The 17498-nt window shown below is 71.7% G+C and carries 19 protein-coding genes; 12 read left to right on the forward strand and 7 right to left on the reverse strand.

Features of this window, described 5'->3' with window-relative positions; genetic code table 11:
• The coding region (tnpA, locus tag WN71_RS08940) for an IS200/IS605 family transposase (RefSeq protein WP_107469604.1) at window positions 1–286 on the forward strand (286 nt) is incomplete at its 5' end.
• A 228-nt stretch (window positions 287–514) separates the two neighbouring features.
• On the forward strand, window positions 515–1102 hold the full coding sequence (locus tag WN71_RS08945) for a helix-turn-helix domain-containing protein (RefSeq protein WP_046591525.1): 588 nt from the start codon (window positions 515–517) through the stop codon (window positions 1100–1102).
• A 37-nt stretch (window positions 1103–1139) separates the two neighbouring features.
• Here the strand turns inward: WN71_RS08945 and WN71_RS43205 are convergent, their stop codons facing one another.
• On the reverse strand, window positions 1140–1610 hold the full coding sequence (locus tag WN71_RS43205; protein WP_079177746.1) for a hypothetical protein: 471 nt from the start codon (window positions 1608–1610) through the stop codon (window positions 1140–1142).
• A gap of 371 nt (window positions 1611–1981) precedes the next feature.
• On the opposite strand from WN71_RS43205, the gene WN71_RS08955 reads away from it, so the two are divergent.
• The 4 genes from WN71_RS08955 to WN71_RS08970 all read left to right on the forward strand — a co-directional run bounded on the left by WN71_RS08955 (window position 1982) and on the right by WN71_RS08970 (window position 5060).
• Window positions 1982–2215, forward strand: coding sequence for a hypothetical protein (locus tag WN71_RS08955; protein ID WP_046591523.1), 234 nt, complete (start codon window positions 1982–1984; stop codon window positions 2213–2215).
• Between the two features lie 203 nt (window positions 2216–2418).
• The gene (locus tag WN71_RS08960) at window positions 2419–3084 is read left to right on the forward strand and encodes an RNA polymerase sigma factor (RefSeq protein WP_046591522.1); all 666 of its coding nucleotides are present in this window, start codon (window positions 2419–2421) and stop codon (window positions 3082–3084) included.
• Window positions 3081–4154, forward strand: a complete 1074-nt coding sequence (locus tag WN71_RS08965; RefSeq protein ID WP_052743180.1) for a CU044_5270 family protein — start codon at window positions 3081–3083, stop codon at window positions 4152–4154. Before WN71_RS08960 ends, WN71_RS08965 begins: the two co-directional genes overlap by 4 nt.
• 261 nt (window positions 4155–4415) lie before the next feature.
• Complete coding sequence (locus WN71_RS08970) at window positions 4416–5060, forward strand: GAP family protein (RefSeq protein ID WP_046591521.1); 645 nt, start codon at window positions 4416–4418, stop codon at window positions 5058–5060.
• A gap of 89 nt (window positions 5061–5149) precedes the next feature.
• On the opposite strand, the gene WN71_RS08975 is transcribed toward WN71_RS08970, so the two are convergent.
• Window positions 5150–5560 (reverse strand): hypothetical protein, encoded by a 411-nt coding sequence (locus WN71_RS08975; RefSeq protein WP_046591538.1) that lies wholly within the window; start codon window positions 5558–5560, stop codon window positions 5150–5152.
• A gap of 75 nt (window positions 5561–5635) precedes the next feature.
• Window positions 5636–6541 (reverse strand): LysR family transcriptional regulator, encoded by a 906-nt coding sequence (locus WN71_RS08980; RefSeq protein WP_052743182.1) that lies wholly within the window; start codon window positions 6539–6541, stop codon window positions 5636–5638.
• A gap of 278 nt (window positions 6542–6819) precedes the next feature.
• On the opposite strand from WN71_RS08980, the gene WN71_RS08985 reads away from it, so the two are divergent.
• Window positions 6820–7524 carry a type 1 glutamine amidotransferase domain-containing protein gene (locus WN71_RS08985; RefSeq protein WP_046591519.1) on the forward strand — a complete coding sequence of 235 codons (705 nt, stop codon included), beginning with the start codon at window positions 6820–6822 and terminating at the stop codon, window positions 7522–7524.
• Window positions 7525–7652: 128 nt separating this feature from the next.
• The gene (locus WN71_RS08990; protein WP_046591518.1) at window positions 7653–7868 is read left to right on the forward strand and encodes a hypothetical protein; all 216 of its coding nucleotides are present in this window, start codon (window positions 7653–7655) and stop codon (window positions 7866–7868) included.
• Between the two features lie 102 nt (window positions 7869–7970).
• On the opposite strand, the gene WN71_RS08995 is transcribed toward WN71_RS08990, so the two are convergent.
• Complete coding sequence (locus WN71_RS08995) at window positions 7971–8399, reverse strand: hypothetical protein (protein WP_046591517.1); 429 nt, start codon at window positions 8397–8399, stop codon at window positions 7971–7973.
• A 76-nt stretch (window positions 8400–8475) separates the two neighbouring features.
• On the opposite strand from WN71_RS08995, the gene WN71_RS43210 reads away from it, so the two are divergent.
• The 3 genes from WN71_RS43210 to WN71_RS09005 all read left to right on the forward strand — a co-directional run bounded on the left by WN71_RS43210 (window position 8476) and on the right by WN71_RS09005 (window position 11027).
• A complete protein-coding gene (locus WN71_RS43210) occupies window positions 8476–8601 on the forward strand; it encodes a hypothetical protein (protein WP_276208092.1) in 126 nt (41 codons plus the stop codon).
• An 85-nt stretch (window positions 8602–8686) separates the two neighbouring features.
• Complete coding sequence (locus WN71_RS09000; RefSeq protein WP_063777734.1) at window positions 8687–9499, forward strand: scabin-related ADP-ribosyltransferase; 813 nt, start codon at window positions 8687–8689, stop codon at window positions 9497–9499.
• A 169-nt stretch (window positions 9500–9668) separates the two neighbouring features.
• Window positions 9669–11027, forward strand: a complete 1359-nt coding sequence (locus WN71_RS09005; RefSeq protein ID WP_276208093.1) for an MFS transporter — start codon at window positions 9669–9671, stop codon at window positions 11025–11027.
• A 49-nt stretch (window positions 11028–11076) separates the two neighbouring features.
• On the opposite strand, the gene fxsT is transcribed toward WN71_RS09005, so the two are convergent.
• Together fxsT and WN71_RS09015 are read right to left on the reverse strand one after the other, a co-directional pair.
• Window positions 11077–14529, reverse strand: coding sequence for an FxSxx-COOH system tetratricopeptide repeat protein (gene fxsT, locus WN71_RS09010; RefSeq protein WP_052743179.1), 3453 nt, complete (start codon window positions 14527–14529; stop codon window positions 11077–11079).
• A 10-nt stretch (window positions 14530–14539) separates the two neighbouring features.
• Window positions 14540–14983, reverse strand: a complete 444-nt coding sequence (locus WN71_RS09015) for a hypothetical protein (RefSeq protein ID WP_143074818.1) — start codon at window positions 14981–14983, stop codon at window positions 14540–14542.
• Window positions 14984–15181: 198 nt separating this feature from the next.
• On the opposite strand from WN71_RS09015, the gene WN71_RS09020 reads away from it, so the two are divergent.
• A complete protein-coding gene (locus WN71_RS09020) occupies window positions 15182–15712 on the forward strand; it encodes a hypothetical protein (RefSeq protein WP_046591516.1) in 531 nt (176 codons plus the stop codon).
• On the opposite strand, the gene WN71_RS09025 is transcribed toward WN71_RS09020, so the two are convergent.
• Entirely contained in the window at window positions 15669–17261 is a 1593-nt protein-coding gene (locus WN71_RS09025; protein WP_046591515.1) for a metallophosphoesterase family protein, read from the reverse strand. The genes WN71_RS09020 and WN71_RS09025 overlap by 44 nt on opposite strands.
• Window positions 17262–17498 lie beyond the last annotated feature (237 nt).

The following is a 17498-nucleotide window of genomic DNA, read 5'->3' on the forward strand; positions in this document are numbered from 1 at the left end:
CAGCGTGTCCACCACTCAGGGGGAGGCTCCGCGGGAGTTCAACGGCGAGGCCGACCACGTGCATCTCCTGGTGCACTACCCGTCCAAGCTCGCACTCTCCAAGCTGGTCAACAGCCTTAAAGGGGTCAGCTCCCGGTACCTGCGCGCCGAGTACACCGGCCGCGTCAACCGGACTGGTATGGGCTCGGCCTTCTGGTCACGCTCGTACTTCGCGGCCTCCTGTGGCGGAGCGCCGCTGTCGATCGTCCGTCAGTACATCGAGGAACAGCGTCGCCCTTTGTCCTGACATCACCGAACAACGGTGCTCCGCACCGTTCCGTTTTCCCGCCCCGGCTGAAGCCCTGATGGTCACGTGCTGCCTACGCCTCTTGCCTACACCTCTCGCGTACGCCTCGGGCGTACATCCCTTACGATCAATGAAACGACCACACCGTACATCGCACCGACCGCTCGACGTCAACCGAACGACCGCACGGTGCAGTGCACTGGTCCACTGCCTTGAAGGGATGGAGCCATGGCCGAGACCGAGGCGGCGCTGCGGACGCTCGCGCACAACGTCCGCGCGGCGCGCACCCGCGCCGGGCTGTCCCTCGACGAACTCGGCCGTCGGGCCAAGGTCAGCAAGGGCGCCCTGGTCGGGCTGGAGAAGGCCCAGGGCAACCCGAACTTCGCCACCCTGGTTCGCCTCGCCGACACCCTCGGGGTCTCCGTGTCCGCGCTGATGGAGGGGCCGACCGGGAGCCGTGTCCGGGTCGTGTCCGCCGACGCCGTTACACCCCTGTGGGTCGGGGAGCAGGGCGGCGAGGCGCGGCTGATGCTGACCACCTCCGGTCCGGCCCCGGTCGAGGTCTGGCGCTGGCAGCTGGAGCCGGGCGAGGAGTACCCCAGCCACCCGCACCGGCCCGGGGTTGTGGAGACCGTGAGCGTCACCGCAGGGCAGATGACGCTCGTCGTCGACGGCGCCGAGCATCCGGTCGCGGCGGGGCAGACCGCCGCCTTCGACGGCGACGCCCCGCACACCTACCGCGGCTCGGGCACCGGAACCTGCCACGTGGTCATGACCGTCCACCTTCCGCCGGTCGGCCCCGACTCCCCGGCCTGAAGCGCCGGTTCGGACGGTGTGGCGCCCGTGGACACCGTCACGCGTCGCCGCACAGTTCGAGATGGTCGGCGTACCCGTGCTCACCGATGTAACCGGCGCCGACCGTGGTCATGGCTCCCGGCGCGAGGGTGTAACACAGCCCTGTCGCACCGTCCTTGTAGACGGCCATCACCGTCACGGCGTCGGCGCAGTTGTTCGCCGCGTCCAAGTAACGCCAGCTCTGGTACATCGCCACGCACGAGGGCGCCGGCCCCGCCGCCGCGGGCGCGGCGGACGCCGTTGCCGACAGTGCGAGCGGGAGCGCAAGTGCAAGGGCCGTGACGGACCCCGCCGCCACCAGGGAGCAACGCATCCGATACCGCACGATTTCATCTCCGGTTCTGTGACGGGTTCTTCCGCACATGCTTCGAGTGGATCCGGGGATGTTCCCGGAGTGTTGCGGGAGTGGTTCCGCAGCGGCAAGCGCGTAAGGAAGTTGAACACTCCGCTTTCTCAAGGCAGTTGACATGTTCAGGAAGTGAAGGTGTCAGCGGCTCGCGACGCCCGGCAACCCCATGACTCGTTTTCGGTCATCGACCCGCTTGCAACGGCAGGCGGCGGTGACCTGCGCAAACGCGGCGTCGACAGCCCCACGGACCGGGTGAGGATTCAACCATTGCAGGGCCGACCTCGCGGGTTCGTGCCGTACGGCCAGGCAGACGGCCCGTGGCACCGGATCCGGCCCCACGCGCTCACAACGCAACGCGCCGACCGGTTGACGCGTCCTCGGGCCACAGGGCCTGTTGACGGCGCCCGTATGGTGGAGGCACGAACGCATCAACGCCCGCCCCGCGCAAGGCGCCAGGGGCGGCCGGACGGGGGAAGAAAGGTGCGTGCCCGATGCTGATCGGGCTCCTGTCCACGATCGCCGCGGTGCTCTACGGCGGCACGGTCTGCGTCCTCGCTCTGACAGCCACCTTCGCCCGCCGCCGCACGCTACGGCGAGAGGCACGCAGCACCCTCGCCGTCCTGGTCCCGAACGGCCTGCCCGGAGCGGCGCCATGGACCGGCCGGGTCCCAACCGACGGCGTGCCCGGTCCTGTTGCCGACCGCCTGCCCCTCGGCGACGTCTGAGCCCGCGGCTCGCCCGCGGCCGTCCCCGGTGACGGCCGCGGCGGCCGGACGGGGTCGTGGCGGACCGGCCATGGTGCGCTTGCGAGGATCGTCGAGGGCGGTCCGGCACCTCCGGACTCCGTGACATGTGGTGAGCGTCACGGGAACGGCCGTAGGACATGCGGAGCGTACCGAGTGTGAGACAGACAGAACCGACGGAGTCGTTGCGCGCCCGCGTACGGGCCGGGGACCGCGCGGCGTTCGCCCAGCTCTACGACGAGCACGCGCGGGCCGTCTACAGCCATGCCCTGCGGCTGACCGGCAACTGGGCGGAGGCCGAGGAAGCCATGTCCGAGACGTTCCTCGCCGCCTGGCGTACCCGGGAGACGGTGGACCCGGAGGGCGGATCGCTCAAGCCCTGGCTGCTCGGCATAGCCACCCACAAGGCGCACAACGCCAACCGCGGAGTGCGCCGCCGGCTCGCCTTCCTGGCCGGCCACCCGCCGCCGCCCCCGGTGCGGGACTTCGCCGACGACGCGGCGGGCCGGATCGACGACGCCCGTCGCCTCGCGGCCGTCCATGACGCCCTGCGCCAGCTGCGCCGTCAGGACCGGGAGGTGATCGCCCTGTGTGTGGGGGCCGGACTGGACTACGCGGCGGCCGCCGAAGCCCTGGGCATCCCCGTCGGAACGGTGCGCTCGCGGCTCTCGCGGGCGCGTGCGCGACTGGCCCGGCTCAGTTCCCAGCCGTCGGACCGCGGCAGCCGTACCGACCCGAGAACCCGCGCGGGCGGCACGGACCGGAACCGGGCGGAACGACCCGCACTGCGCGGAGCGGAAGAGAGTGAGGCCGCGTTCGCGGCCCTGTTCCTTCAGGAGGACACCCCATGAACGGCGACCGCCGATCCACCGCCGACGCCCCTCCCAGCGAGGGCGAGGAGTTGCTGGCGACCGCCGGTGACTGGGACCTCCCGTCGGAGCGTCATCTCCATCACAGGGAAGTCCTGATGCAGCAGATCGACCACGACAGCGCCCCGGCCGCCCTGACGAAGCCGGTACCTCGCCGGCGCTGGGCGCCGCGCCCCGCCGTGTGGGTGCCCGTGGCGTCCCTGGCGCTCGCCGGAACGCTCGTGATCACCGCCTCCGGCGGCGGTCGTCCCGGCTCGGACCCGGCCGCGCGGACCGGGTCCGTGGGTGTGCGGGCGGGCAGCGTCTCCGTCACCCTCGACCGGATCGCGGCAGCCGCCATGGCAACCGACGCGACCCCGGTCAAGGACGGCCAGTACGTGTACGTGAAGAGTCTGATCCGCGAGAACACCGGCACCTTCGACGGACCCGTGCGTCTCGGCGCGCTGCACCGGCGGGAGGTCTGGAGCGTGCAGAACCCCCGCCCGGTCACCCGGGGCGGATGGATGCGCGACAGCGGGAAGGACGCGGTGATGCCCGGCGAGGAGATCCCGATCGAGTTCTCCGACGCGACCGCCGCGGGCATCGACCGACCCACCTACCAGTGGCTGGCCTCGCTGCCCACCGACCCCGACGCCCTGCTCCGGCTGCTGTACGCGAGGGCCACGGTGAGTGAGGGCGAGTCGAAGGACCAGGCGGTGTTCCGCACGGTCGGCGACCTGCTCGGCTCCACCGTCATGCCTCCGGCGAACGCCGCCGCCCTCTACGAGGCGGTCAAGCGCATCCCCGGCATCACCGTGATCGCCGACGCCGTGGACGCCGCGGGCAGACACGGCATCGGCATCACCCGCGACGACCCCTCCTCCGCGACCCGGGACGAGTGGATCTTCGACCGGGACAGCCTCGCCTATCTCGGTTCCCGCTCGTACGTCACGCACGACGCGGCCAGGGGGATCACGAAGGACACGCTTGCCGGTGCGGACGCCGTGATCGAGCGTGCGGTCGTCGACCGGCACGGGGTGGCGCCCGCCGCGGCGGGGACAGCCGGCGGCTGAACTCCCCGGGCCGCGCGGCGCGGGCCCGGGCCGGGCGGGGCGGTCCCGGGCCGGGCGGTGCCGTCCGGGACCGGGCGGTGCCGCCCGAGACGGGGCGATGCCGTCCGAGACCGGGCGGTGCCGTCCCGACCCGGAGCGGAGCGGACCGGACCGGACCGGACCGGACCGGCCGCCGGAATTGTGGCGGCGCACGGAAGCGGTGACCATGAAGGCACGCGCGATGCCGGGTGGTGAGCCGCGCACGCCCACTCGGGAGCGCAGATGGTCCTCGACCTTGTCCTCATCGGCCTGGCGATCGCCCTGAACCCGCTACCGGTCACGGGCTTCGTGCTGGTGCTGTCGTCCGACAGGGGCATCTGGAAGGGCCTCGCCTTCATCCTCACCTGGCTGGCCACCTTCGTCGCCATCATCGCCGTGGTCCTGACCATGACCGGCGGCAAGCCACCAGCCGCCAACTCCACGCCGTCCACGGCCGCCCTGGCCGTCAAGCTGGCCATCGGCGTCGGACTCGTCGCCTACGCCGAACGCACCCGACGCCGGATCGGCACGCGCCCGAAGTCCGCCGGCTTCATGTCGCACGTCAAGCACATCTCCCCGTGGACGTCGGCCGGTCTCGCCCTACTGCTCCAGCCGTGGGGGATGGTCGCGGCCGGCGCCGCCACGGTCGTCGATGCGAACCTCTCGCACTTCTCGTCCTACGTCGCCCTCATGGGCTACTGCCTGCTGGCCAGTTCCAGCCTGCTGACGATGGAGCTGTACGCCACCTTCGCGCCCCGCTCGGCCGGCGCCCGGCTGGAGCGGCTGCGCACCTGGCTGGAGGGGCACCAGGACCAGGCCATCGTGTGCCTGGTGCTGTTCATCGGACTGTGGCTGGTGGGCAAGAGCATCTACCAGCTCACCGGCTGACCAACTGACCGGCTCACCGGCTGACCAACTGACCGGCTCAGCGGCTCAGCGGCTCAGCGATTGACCAGTTGACCGACCGGCCGACCGTCTCAACCGTCCGTGTCGTCCTCGCACACGAGCCGACCGTCGACAAGTCGCCAAAGGCGTCGATGCGGGGTCAGGAGCCAGGTCTCCGTGGCCTCGTCCGCCCCCGCGATCCACGCGCGGAGTCGCGGCAGCGCCCGCTCGCGCAGGATGACGCGGGTCGCCGCCCGATCGGCCGTGGCGACCGGGTGGACATCCACCCGGAAGCCGACCATGTCGGGGTGGACACCGCGGCCGTACGAGGTCGGAGCCGGCGCGATCCACTCCGCTCCCAGGACGATCGTCCCGCTGTCGTCGCCTTCGAGGAACCGCAGATCCGTGACCCGGCTCAGGCACCCGCCGAGCCCTTCGCCGAGGTCGGCCCGGGTCAGCGGCCAGGAACGGTGTCTGGGAAGTCTGCGGTTGCGCGCGGTCACGGCAGGCAGCATCGCAGAGGTTCCGAGCCCCGGCACACGGGTTTCGCCAGGGCAGCGGGCGGCCGCCCCCGCGTCTCACAGGCTCCCCCACTCCTGCGCGGCCCGCGCCAGCCGCTCCCATACGGCGGCCGGCGCGCGGCTCGGTGGCTGATCGCGCCGGGAGGCCAGGTAGAGGGTGTTCAACGGCTCCACCTCCGGCCGGTGCAACTGCGTGACGTCACCCGCGGCCAGCGCCGGAGCGACGAGGTAGCGGGGCAGTACGGAGACGCCCATGCCGGACGCCACCGCGGCCAGCACGGCGCGCAGGTCCGGGACGACGACCGCGACCCGATTGGGCGGCCGACGCCCGAACTCGGTGCGCCAGTACCGCCGGATGATCGGCAGATCGTCCGCGTACGCCACGAGCGGGAGGTGGGACAGCGCCGCGACCGGGTCGGCGGCCAGCCGCTCCCGGTCGACGGCGTGCGCCAGCTCCGGCGCCCCCACCAGCAGGAACTCCTCGTCGACCAACGGTGTCACCGTGAGCTCCTCCTGGTGCGGGCGCACCGCGGAGACCACCAGGTCGAAGCGTCCGGCCGTCAGCGCCGCCAGCAGATCCCCCGCGAGCCCGAGCGTCACCCGGATCCGGAGCCCGCGGGCCGAGAGCGGCGCCAGGGCGGGCAGCACCCGCACGGACATCACCTCGGCCGCTCCCCCGAGATGGACCTCGCCCTCCAGGGCGCCTGACTCCTCGGTGGGAACGAGGGCGGTGCGCAGTCCGTCGACGTGCATGCCGACGCGCGCGGCCAGCGCCGCCGCCCGGGGCGTCGGCCGGGCACCCTTGCTGGACCGGACGAACAGCGGTTCGCCCAGTTGTTCCTCGAGGCGGGCCAGCTGCCCGGTGACGGCGGGCTGGCTCACGCCCAGGCGCGCGGCCGCCGCGGACAACGATCCGGTGCGGTAGATCTCAAGGAATGTCGCCAGGAGGTCCAGGCTGGGCAAGGGCGTCTCCTCCATCACAGAGCTTATGGATGGCCTCAGTCGACCACATCCGGACAGGCAAGGCGCGAGGCGGCCGCCTGACGTCAACCGTGCGCAGGAGAAGGCACATTCGTAGAGCCACGGCCACCTCGGTGCCATAACAGTTCTTATGATCATGAAGGCGGGACCGGGCATGGGTGTGATGAATCCTGGCGTTGCCCCGATCACCGCGGCGCTCCGGTCCGCGGCGCAAGGGCACCGCCTTCCCCACTCGTCCCACAGACAAGAGCAGGCATTCCATGTCGAAGATTTTGATGATCGTCTCCGCCGCCACCAGCCTGGAACTGGCCGACGGCTCCGCCCATCCGACCGGCTTCTGGGCCGAGGAGGTCGCGGCCTCCCACAAGGCGCTGCGAGCCGGCGGCGCGCAGGTGGACATCGCCACTCCCGGCGCCGTCCGCCCGACGGTCGACGCTCTCAGCCTCGACGCGCGGGGCGGTGTCTCCGAGGAGGACGCCCAGGAGTTCCGCGCCTACCTCGACAGCATCGACGACCAGCTCGCCCACCCGCTGCCGCTGGCGGAGGTCCGTCCGAGCGACTACGACGCCCTGTACCTCCCCGGTGGTCACGCCCCGATGGCCGACCTCGCGCACGACGCGGATCTCGGGCGGCTGCTCAACGAGGCCGACGCCCGCGGCACGACCGTCGCCGCGCTGTGCCACGGTGTCGCCGCCCTGCTCAGCGCCACCACGCCGGACGGCGCCTTCACCTTCGCGGGCCGTACCCTCACGTCGTTCGCCGACGAGGAGGAGAACCAGGGCGGGCTGGGCGAGAACACCCCGTTCTACCTGGAGAGCCTGCTGCGCGAGCGCGGCGCCACGGTCGAGACCGGCGCGCCGTGGAGCGACACGGTCGTCGTGGACGGCAACCTGATCACCGGGCAGAACCCCCAGTCCAGCACCGCCACGGCCGAGGCGACGCTCAAGGCCCTCGCGGAGCGCTGAGCCTGACCGCGGTCGGGCAGGGCCGACGGCCATCAGGGTGGTCGTCGGCCGCGTCGGGCGGCACGGGCGCGCACGCCTGGCCATCCTGGCCGGTGAACCGCACCCCTTCGGCGACGAGGAGCACGCCCATGCCCGACGACTCGGTACGACGTCTGCTTGCGGCCCTGGACACCGACCAGCGCGAGGCCTTCAGCGCCAAGCCCCCGGCGGAACAGGAACGACTCGCGGCCGCCTGGGAACAGGAACTGGCGACGGACGACGAGTTGGACACCCTGGACGAACTGTCCCCGCCGGCGGCGGAGGCCGAGGCGGCGCGCCGCGTCATGGACCGCGAAGCCGACTAGCCAGGGCCTGCCGTCACCTTCCCGTCGTCGCCCCAGGACCTCGGCCCCGGCGCGCAGCGGTCGGGGGCCGGGGACCGCTGCACGGGCGGTACGGCGGGCAGGTCAGCCGGTCAGTCGCCCGCGGGCCCGGAGGCCCCCGTCCGGGCCGGCCTCCCGCGCGGCGGCTGCCGCCTCCAGCAGGGTCCAGCCGTCGATCTCCCGCACCCCCCGCTCCTCCGGCCGCCGGCCGTGCGCCGCCGCCGCGTCCAGGAGGGCCCGTACGGCACCGGGTTCGTGCAGGTTGAGAGAGGCGCCGTGGGTGTAGCCCACGTCGCCGGAGCCCAGCGGAGCCCCGCCCGGTACGTACCGGCCAGGACCCTCCGCGAAGACGATGCGCAGCCCCCCGCCGGTACCGGCCGGTTCGGGGAACAGCGTGAGTGTCTGGACGCACGACCGGCCGCTCTCCGTCACGCTGTGGCGGTGGCGCAGCCTCCACAGATACGTGTGTCCGTCGGCGACCAGACGGCGGGCCTTCTTCGACTTGCGGGGCACGGAGCCGACAGTACGCCGCCGGGGCGACGGGCCCCCAGCGGTTTTCCGCCCCTCCGGTGATCACGTCCACCTGATCGTGGCCACGCCCCGCCATCGCTCCCCCGAGGTCGGCGACGGCGGCAGCGACGGCGAGGGCGACACCTACGCCAAGCTGCGCCATCTGCCGTGCCGGGTGAGTGAAGGCGGTGGTCCCGGCGAGTGATCGATGCGGAGGCCATCGGATCGCCGACGGCGTTCGGGCTAGGAAACGTGGGCCGTTCGTCTCCAGAGAAGGGGCTGGCCCGACCATGTTCAAAACCGTGCTGCGGATCGCTTCCGCCGCCTCCCTCGTCATCGCTCCGCTGACCTTCGCCTCCACCGCCGGCGCCGCGACCGACCCGTACCCGGGAACCCCGGAGCAGATCCGCGACACCGGTCCGTGCGGCCCGACCGGCGGCTACAAGTCGTCGGACTGGTCGCTCACGACCACCGACCGGTCGCTCAGACCTCAGGTGGACCTGGCCGCGGTGCGCGAGGACTGGTACTGGCGCCACGACGTGAACACCCTGTGGCGCGGCGACACCCGCCCGGACCCGCAGGCCATCTTCCGCAGCGGGTTCACGCCCCTGGGCACCGACCTCACCCCGCTGTCGAAGTGGATCATCGGCGGTGGCGGTCAGAACTCCGCGCACGTCAGCACGACCTGCGACCGGTGGGTCGCGCAGGGCTTCGCCACCGGCGGCGGGAAGGACGGCTGGGTGTACGCCATCCAGGCGCCGGGCGGTATCGACGTGAACGCCACCGCCCGCCAGACCGGCATCTACTCGCAGTACCTGTGGAACAAGGAGATCGACTTCCCGGGCGGGGTGCAGGGCAGGTTCATCGAGGGCGCGTGCCAGTACCACTGGGCCGGTCAGGACCCGGAGACGAACGCGAACATCTACCAGAACCTGGGCTGTGTCACGAACCCGGGCTTCCGTCCGGTCGACAACCGTCAGGTCGCCACGGCCGAACACCAGCTGACGGCCCCCACCGGCGCCCAGGAGACGGCCCCCACCGCCCAACAGCTGCCGGCCCCGGCCGGCCACCACCAGATGGCCCCGGTCGGGCCGACGCGCTGAGTCCACGGGAGCGTGCGGGCGTGCGAGCCCTGGTCTGCACGTTCCCTGGCTCCGCCGTCCTCTCGCACCCCGCCGATGAGCCATGTCCCGGCGTTCGGGAGGGAGTTGGACCGTGACGTCCGCGAAGTCGACCGATGGTGAGGGGTCCACCCCCTCCGCCGGGTCGTCCGTGCGCGAACAGCGCTCCTGGGGGCCGCTGTTGGCGGTGTGCGCCGGGTACTTCATGGTGATCCTGGACGTCACGGCCATCAACGTCGCCGTACCGGTGATCGGCCGGGAGCTGTCGGCGTCGCTCACCGGCATCCAGTGGATCACCGACGGATACACCCTGGTCTTCGCGGGGTTCCTGCTGACCGGTGGCGCACTGGGTGACCGGCTGGGCAACCGCCGCGTCTTCTGTTCGGGCGTGGCGGTGTTCACCGTCGCGTCGGCCGCGTGCGCGCTCGCGCCGAGCGCACCCGTCCTGGTGGCGGCCCGGCTGGTGGAGGGGCTCGGCGCGGCTCTGATCGTGCCCGGTTCCCTCGCGCTGCTCCAGCAGGCCTACCCGGAATCGGCGGCACGCTCAAGGGCGTTCGGCCTGTGGGGTTCGATGGCGGGCATCGCGGCGGCGGCCGGCCCGCTGCTGGGTGGGCTGCTGGTCTCCACGGTGGGCTGGCGCTGGGTGTTCCTGATCAACCTGCCCGTCGGCGCGGTCTGCCTCGCGCTGACCCTGCGGCAGGTGGCGCCCTCGCCCCGGCGCGCCGCGCGGTCCCTGGACTGGCCGGCGCAGTGCGCGGTGGTGGCGGCGGTGGCGTTGCTGACCGCGGCACTCAACGAGGCGGGCCGGCGCGGCTGGACGGACCCCGCCGTGCTCGCGGGCGTGGGCCTGGCCGTGCTCGCCGCCGCAGGCTTCTGGGTGCGCGAGCGGCTGGCCCGCTCCCCCGTCCTGCCGCCGAGCATGCTGCGCTCCCGTGCGATGAGCGGCGGGGCCGTCATCGGCCTGCTGTTCAACTTCGGCTTCTACGGCATGGTGTTCACCGCGAGCCTCGACTTCCAGCACACGCGCGGCTTCAGCGCCCTCGGTACCGGGCTGGCGTTGTTCCCGGCGGTGGCGATGACGATGTTCGCGTCCGTCCTGTCCGGACGGCTCAGCCGCCGCACGGGTGACCGTCCCCTGGTGGTCTCCGGCATGACGCTGGCGGCCCTGGGTCTGGCCGGGTGGGCCGTGGCGGGCGCGGAGGCCGCCTACCCGCTGCTGGTGGCACCGATGATGGCCGCGGGCTTCGGTACCTCCTTCGCCCTCACCGGCTCGACCGCCACCGTCATGGGAGCCGCCCCGCCGGCGTACTCGGGCGCCGCGTCCGCCCTGTTCAACACCACCCGCCAGATCGGCAGCGCCACCGGCGTCGCGGTCGGCGGCAGCCTCCTGGCCTCGGCCACCGACCACGGCACCGGCCTGCGCACCAGCATGGCCATCGGCGCGCTCGCGTATGTGACGGCGGCGTGCCTGGCGTGGCGCTGCGTGCCCGCGGCCCCGGAAAGGACGTGACGGTCCAGCCCAGTGAAGGTCTGGTCCGGTCTGATCACGTCACGTCACGTCACGTCAGCGGGGGATCGAAATCCCAGAAGAGGCGTCGCCGGGAACGGGCCGCGACGGTCAGCGGGTGCTGTGGGCCGAGGCCTGCGGTGAACCCGCGGAGTGCCTCCTCCTCCACCCTGTCCGCCTGCTCTCCGTCTCGTAGGGCACGCAGGTCGCCGGCCAGAGCGATGCGCGCGGACAAGGTCAGGGGGTGCAGGGTGCCCAGCGCCGCGGAGGCCCGTTCGACCGTGTCCCTGCCCAGCTCGGCCGCCGACTCCTCGTCGCCCACGAGACCGCGCAGGGTGGACGCGTTGATCGCGCAGCCCAGCGTCCAGGGATGGTTCTCGCCCACGGCCGCGCTCATCTCCCGCAGCGCCTGTTCGGCGAGGGCATGGGCCCTCTCGCGATCGCCGAGCCTGTCGAGGCTCAGGGCGTGGTTGGCGCGGCATCCGGCGAGGCAGGGGTGTCCCTCGTCGTGGACGGCCGCGTAGCCGGCGATGACGGACTCGCCGAGTTCAAGGGCTCGGTCGATGTCTCCGTACTCGCGGCTGAAGCAGCTCTGGCAGGAGGCGAAGGCCAGCGTGTGGGGATGGCCGTCCCCCAGAATGCGTGCTGACCGCTCCACCACCTCCGTGAGGGCCTCCCGCGCCTGGTCCGGGTGGCCGTTGCGGTAGTGGCACAGCGCGAGGTGGTACCCGGCCCACAGACTCTGCGGGTGGTCGGCGCCCAGCACGAGATGATGCTCGCGCAGGTTCCGCTCCTGGACCTGAGCGGCCTGGCCGTAGCGGCCGAGCAGCCGCAGATCGGTGGCGTACGACAGCTCCGAGAACAGGGTCGAGGGATGCCGCTCCCCCACCAAACCCCGCCGTGCGGCCAACGTGGCGTGGTCGACCTCCAGGGCCTCGTTGTAGAGGCCGAGCAGCGCCAGTCCGGACCCGACGCCGCTTGCGGCGGCGAGGCTGAGGGCGTCCGCGTCGCCGAGGACTCGGCGGCAGGTCGTCAGGACCTTCTGCGAGACTTCGACCGCCTCCGAGTAGCGGGCCATATTACGCAGATCGGCGGTTTGTCCCAAGACCGCGTGCAGGTACTCCGGGTTCTCGGGGTCGAGTTGGGCCATCAGACCGTCGGCTGCGGACTGCTCGATCGCCACGGCACCGCTGTAGTTCCCGGTCGCACGCAGGAGGCCGGCGTACTGGTGGGTCAACGCCCAGACCTGCCAGTGTCCCTCCCCGAACAGCCGCCGCCAGATGCGCAGCGTTTCGTCAGCGAGGCTCAGGCCGGCCGTGGACCCACCCGAGAAGCGCAGGTAGCGCAGGCAGTTGAGGATCAGACCCTGCACGTCGGGGTCGCCGCTGGTGCACACGTCGGCGGAGCGCAGGTGCGGCAGGATGCGCGCGTAATCGGGCCAGGTACGCGCGTCGGACGGCTCGCGGGGGTCGGCCGCGGCCAGCCCTCGGTGCACCGCGTCCCTGAGCAACAGGCGATCCGGCTCCGGCATCTCCGTGTGGACCACCTGGTGCAGCAGCGGATGCAGGTACAGCGACTTTCCGTCAGTCGCCACGCTGACCACAGCGTGCTTACGCAGGATGTTGACGGTCCGATGCCATTTCAGCGGATCGACGAGCATGGCCTCGATCCACGACGGAAGACCTGAACCCCGGACGCCTCTGACCAACTCGGCGAAGACGGACCCGGGAGCGAAGAAGGTGAACAGCCGCAGCAGCTCCAGGGCTTCGGGTGCCGATTCCTTCAGGCGCAGCAGCAGCCGCAGCCCTGCGGTCCGGAAGTCGGACGGGTAGTCGGCCGACACTTTGACCGCATCCGGATCGAAGCCGTTCCGGACGTGCGCGGCGTACTCGTCCAGTGAGAGCGGGACGTCGTTGAGCCAGCCCGCCGTCTGGTCCAGCAGCAGTGGAAGGTCATGGCACAGCCCCGCGAGCCGGTCGGCTTCACTCTCGGTGAGTCTGGGTGCCCGGCCATGGACGAAGGTGACGGACTCCTCGCGTCCGTACTGGGGGACCTCCAGCAGGCGGCTGCCGTGCTCGGCCCACTCGGGGTTCCGCGAGGTGATCAGCACATGGCCCGCCCCGGCCGGTACCAGTTCCGCGATCTCGTCCGGTTCGTCCGCGCCGTCGAACACCAGCAGCCAGCGTGTGTACGGGTCACCGCGCCGCAGCGCGTCGTGCACCGCCCGCAGCCGCTCGCCCAGCTCCGCACCCGTCGCCAGGCCGAGCGCCGGAGCGAGTCCGGCCAGCCCCTCCCGACAGACGGTTCTCGTCTCTGCGGAGACCCACCACACCACGTCGTACGCGCTCTGGAAGCGGTGCGCGTACTCCAGCGCCAACTGCGTCTTGCCGACGCCCACCATGCCGGGCAGCGTCACCGGCGTCCCGGACGGTCCGGCGTCCTCCAGCAGCCGCCGGAGATCGTCCAGCAGCAACTCGCGGCCCGTGAAACGCGCGTTGCGGCGCGGAACCCGGCCCCACACCGGTGGTGCGGCCGCGGGCGCGGCCGCAGGGCCACGGTCGCCCCGTACGACCCCGGACGGAGTCGCGCGGTCCCGGCCGCCCCGTTCGCCCGCGGGCGGAATCGGCCCAGGCGGTTCGGTCCGTACGACCGAAGAGGGAAGCGCTCGGTCGTACGGATCGACGCGAAGGTGCTCGTCCCGGAGGACCGGTACCGGCCCGGCCGTCTCAAGCCACGCCGGCCACGGCCTCGCCGGTGCCGGTGCCTGCGCGGCGGAACGCGCGATCAGGACCTGGTACTCCAGCGCCGACCAGCGTTGCGGCCGCTGTTTGACCCGTGAGGCGAGCATGTGCTCGTACACGTAGGCGTAGAGCTCGTCCACGCTCACGAAGCCGTCCCCGTCCCGGTCAGCCCGTCCCGTGCGCAGTCCTTCGATGACGGCGCGCGTGAACCAGGACGACTCCGGCGCCAGTTCGTTGGGGCGGTTGCCCTCCCAGGCGTACTCGAAGCGGTTGGTGGCCGTGAGCACGACCCGGCCCGATCCGCGGAGCCGTTCGGTCACGTGCACCGCGGTGTCGCCTTTGAAGTCCGGCAGGAAGGCTCCGCTGTAGCAGCAGTCGAGCAGCACCACGATGGACCTGGCGCGGCAGCGGTGCATCTGCGTCCGCAGAAACGCGGCTGAGACCGCGGTGGAGTCGAGGAGTTCCGGTTCGGTGTCCCGGGCCGCGAAGTAGAGTTCGCCGTCATCGTTCTTGATTCCGTGGCACGACATGTGCAGGAGGAGCAGATCCCGGGTGCCGCGGTCGTGGAAGAACGACTCGATGGCACGGCTCACTTCGCCGTTGCGGCCATCGGTGACCTTCCGTACGGCGAAGTCGCCGATCCTCGGGTCCGCGAGGACCGCGGCCAGCCCCTTGGCGTCTCGAGCGGGCGAACGCAGGCGCCGCAGCGAGGAGTTGTCATAGCGGCCGGTGGCGACGAGCAGAGCGAATCGTCCTTCGGACAAGACGACCGCCTCAGGCTTCCTCGGCGTCCTGGGCGGACGGGACCGCCTCGGGCGGTCCGGACCCGTTGCGCGCGCCGGGCCGGGCCGCCGGCTCATGGGAGGCGATGAACACGTCGATCAGCCGCGACTGCTCCGCCGAGGAGACACCCTGCATCTCCAGGCTGTCCTCGCCGATTCTCACACTCACCGTGCGGACGGGCCGATGCCGGATCCAGGTCTCCAGCAACCGGATCACGGACCGCAGGGCGATCGGGGCCACGGTCACCACCAGGGCCCCCACGGCCACGACGTCGCCGGGTTTGGCCCCACGGGGCACAACGCCGGACCGCTGCAACTCCACGCGCTCGACGCTGAGTTCGAGGAGCCTGGCCCGCAGCTGGAGAGTGAGCGCTTCCTGTTCCTCCGGGTCGCTGTCCGCCTCGCCCGTCAGCACCAGTTCCATCCGCTGCGCCATGTCGCCCCCGCCCCGGCCGCCCCTCACACGTGATGCACCGCCAGCTTAACCGCCGCCCCTGCCGTCAGGCCGTCCCTCGCCGTCTTCGGGCCGTCGAGGCACCGTTCCTGGCGGGAGGGCTGCTGTGGCAGCCTGGAGCCGACCGGCCGCCTCGCGGTTGCTCGGGGGAGGGTGCCGCGGCCGGTGACGGGGGTGGTCATGACCGTTCTCATCGGTCTGCTCGGCGCGGTGTTCGGCGGGCTCGCGGGCGCCGTGGCCGGCTATGTGACCAATCGCGCGGGCATGTTGATGCAACTGAGCCACTCCTACGACGTCGCCCTGCGCGATCGCCGGCTGGAGCACTACGCGGCGCTCTTCCACCTGACCGAGTGCATCCCCAGGCGCTGGCGCTCTGGCTGCGAACCGGACCGGGCGCGCCTGCTGGAGTACTGGGAGACCTTCCACAACTGGTACTTCGGCGCGGCGGCGGGCGGCATGTTCCTCACGCCCGCCTCGAAGACGTGTTACCTGGCCCTTCAGAACGCGCTGCTGGAGCAGGGCCGGGAGGACGCCACGGGCCTCGCCTCCGCGGTTCCGCTCACGGAGGCCGAGTCCCGGCTGATCCGGCATCTCGCCAGCGAGTTGCGCCACCAGCTCGCCGAGGACGTGGGCGCGGCGCACCCGCCCCGGCTGCGGTGGGCGCGCGTCAGCCGTACGGTCGACCTTCCTCCCGTCGCCCCGCTCGCCTGATCCGACCGTCCCGGACGTCCCGGCCGCTCGCCGCCTGCACCGCGACCGACCGGAATCCGCGGGCGTCGTTCTCGCTGATCTGGAAGTCGACGGACCAACTGCCCGTCGCCTGGTTCCAGTCGATCACGTTGAAGGACAGCGGTCCGCCACCCGCCCCGAGCGAGGCCCCGCAGCCCACGGTCAGCAGGGAGTGCTCGGGCCGGGTCCTGTCGCCGGTGGCGATCCGGTCGTTCACCAGCCGGGGCCGGTGGCGGTGGCCGTGCAGGACAAGACTCACGTCGCGAGCGGCACACCAGGCGAGGAACTGCTCCGCGTCCACCATCTCCAGCAGCCGCTCGCGCACCGCGGACCACCGTCTCCGGTCGGAGCCCGAGTCGATCACCGGGACTTCGCCCGCCAACGGGTACGGGTACGGATGGTGGTGCAGGACCGCGATCCGCAGGCAGTCGTCGAACGAAGCGCCCTGCTGGGCCGCGTCGTAGCCGGTGGCGACGTCCACGAACTGGTCGTTGCCGATGCCGCCGCGCGCCGCCGAGCCGGTCCTGGACGAGTCGAAACACAGGAAGACGATGCCGGCGTTCTGGTCGTACACGTGCCCTGAGTTCCATCGGAGGTCCGCCAGTTGATTGCGCCATCTCCCCAGCAGTCCGATGCGGGTGCCCAGAATCCGCTGGTCGTGGTTGCCGGGCACCACGATCGGGTCGACCGGGGTCAGCTTGCGCAGCTGGCTCTCGAACTGGGTGTACTGCTGCCGGTGTTCACGCCGTGGCTGATGGAAGAGATCCCCCGTGATGACGACCCGGTCCAGCGGCTCGAAGCGGGCCACCGCGTACTGCAGGAACTGCCCGAGCCCGTTCGGCTGCCGGGCCCCGAGGTGCAGGTCACTGAGGTGCAGCAGACGTCGGCGGCCGCGCCGGGCCGCCGCCGCGCCGTGCTCGGACTCGACCCGTGCCTGGCGGACCACCGATCGCACTTCGCCGTCCCGCGCGCTCAGTTCGGTGACGGTGCGACAGGCGGCCTCCAAGGGGAGAAAGAACGACGCCTCACCACGGACCGCGAAGATCGCGCCGGGCCATTCGTCGCGGCGCTTCAGGGCGTCGCTCACACCCTCGTCGGGGTCCAGCACCCGCGCGTTCGCCTTCGGCTCGTACAGTGTCGGCATGAGGACGAGGTGACCTCGCCCCGGACCGCGCGCAGCTTCGCGGGCCAGCTCGTTCAGCTGTCGCTGATGATCCGCGGATCCGATCGGCAGGACCACGACCTGGTAGCGGCTGAGCACTTCGGTGAGTGGTTCCAGCACCCGGCGGACGGAGGATCCGGACAGCACGGCGGACGTGTTCTGCTCGCGCTGGAGACGTCGCATCGAGTCGTTCGCCCGGTCCCTCAGGTCGTCGCCGAAGCTCCGCGAGGACGAGGTGAACAGGTTGCCGCGGCTCACGGCGCCCAGGAAGTCGCTCATCCCGTAGCCCTCCAGGCGGCGCGGCTCCCGATCCGTTGCCAGCAGATGAGCCACGACGGCGGAGGCGGACAGGTCGAAACGCGATCCCATAGTGCTCCCGGAAACACGGCCGACCCCACCGCGGGATCAACTCGCATCCGGCAACTGTAGTGACGAGCCCCCATCGCCGCACGTAACGGGCATTGAAGATCGATCCGTCGCAACTCGGGTGGCGGTACCAAAAGCCCGGCGAGGGCGATCCGGACCCGGTTCCGTCGTCGACGTCCGCCGGATCGTCATATTGGCAGGTTCCGGTCAAGCGTCGCCCAAATGCCGGACACCTCCCGC

Origin of the sequence: Streptomyces mangrovisoli (genome assembly GCF_000974985.2) — a bacterium.
Lineage (GTDB): Bacteria > Actinomycetota > Actinomycetes > Streptomycetales > Streptomycetaceae > Streptomyces > Streptomyces mangrovisoli.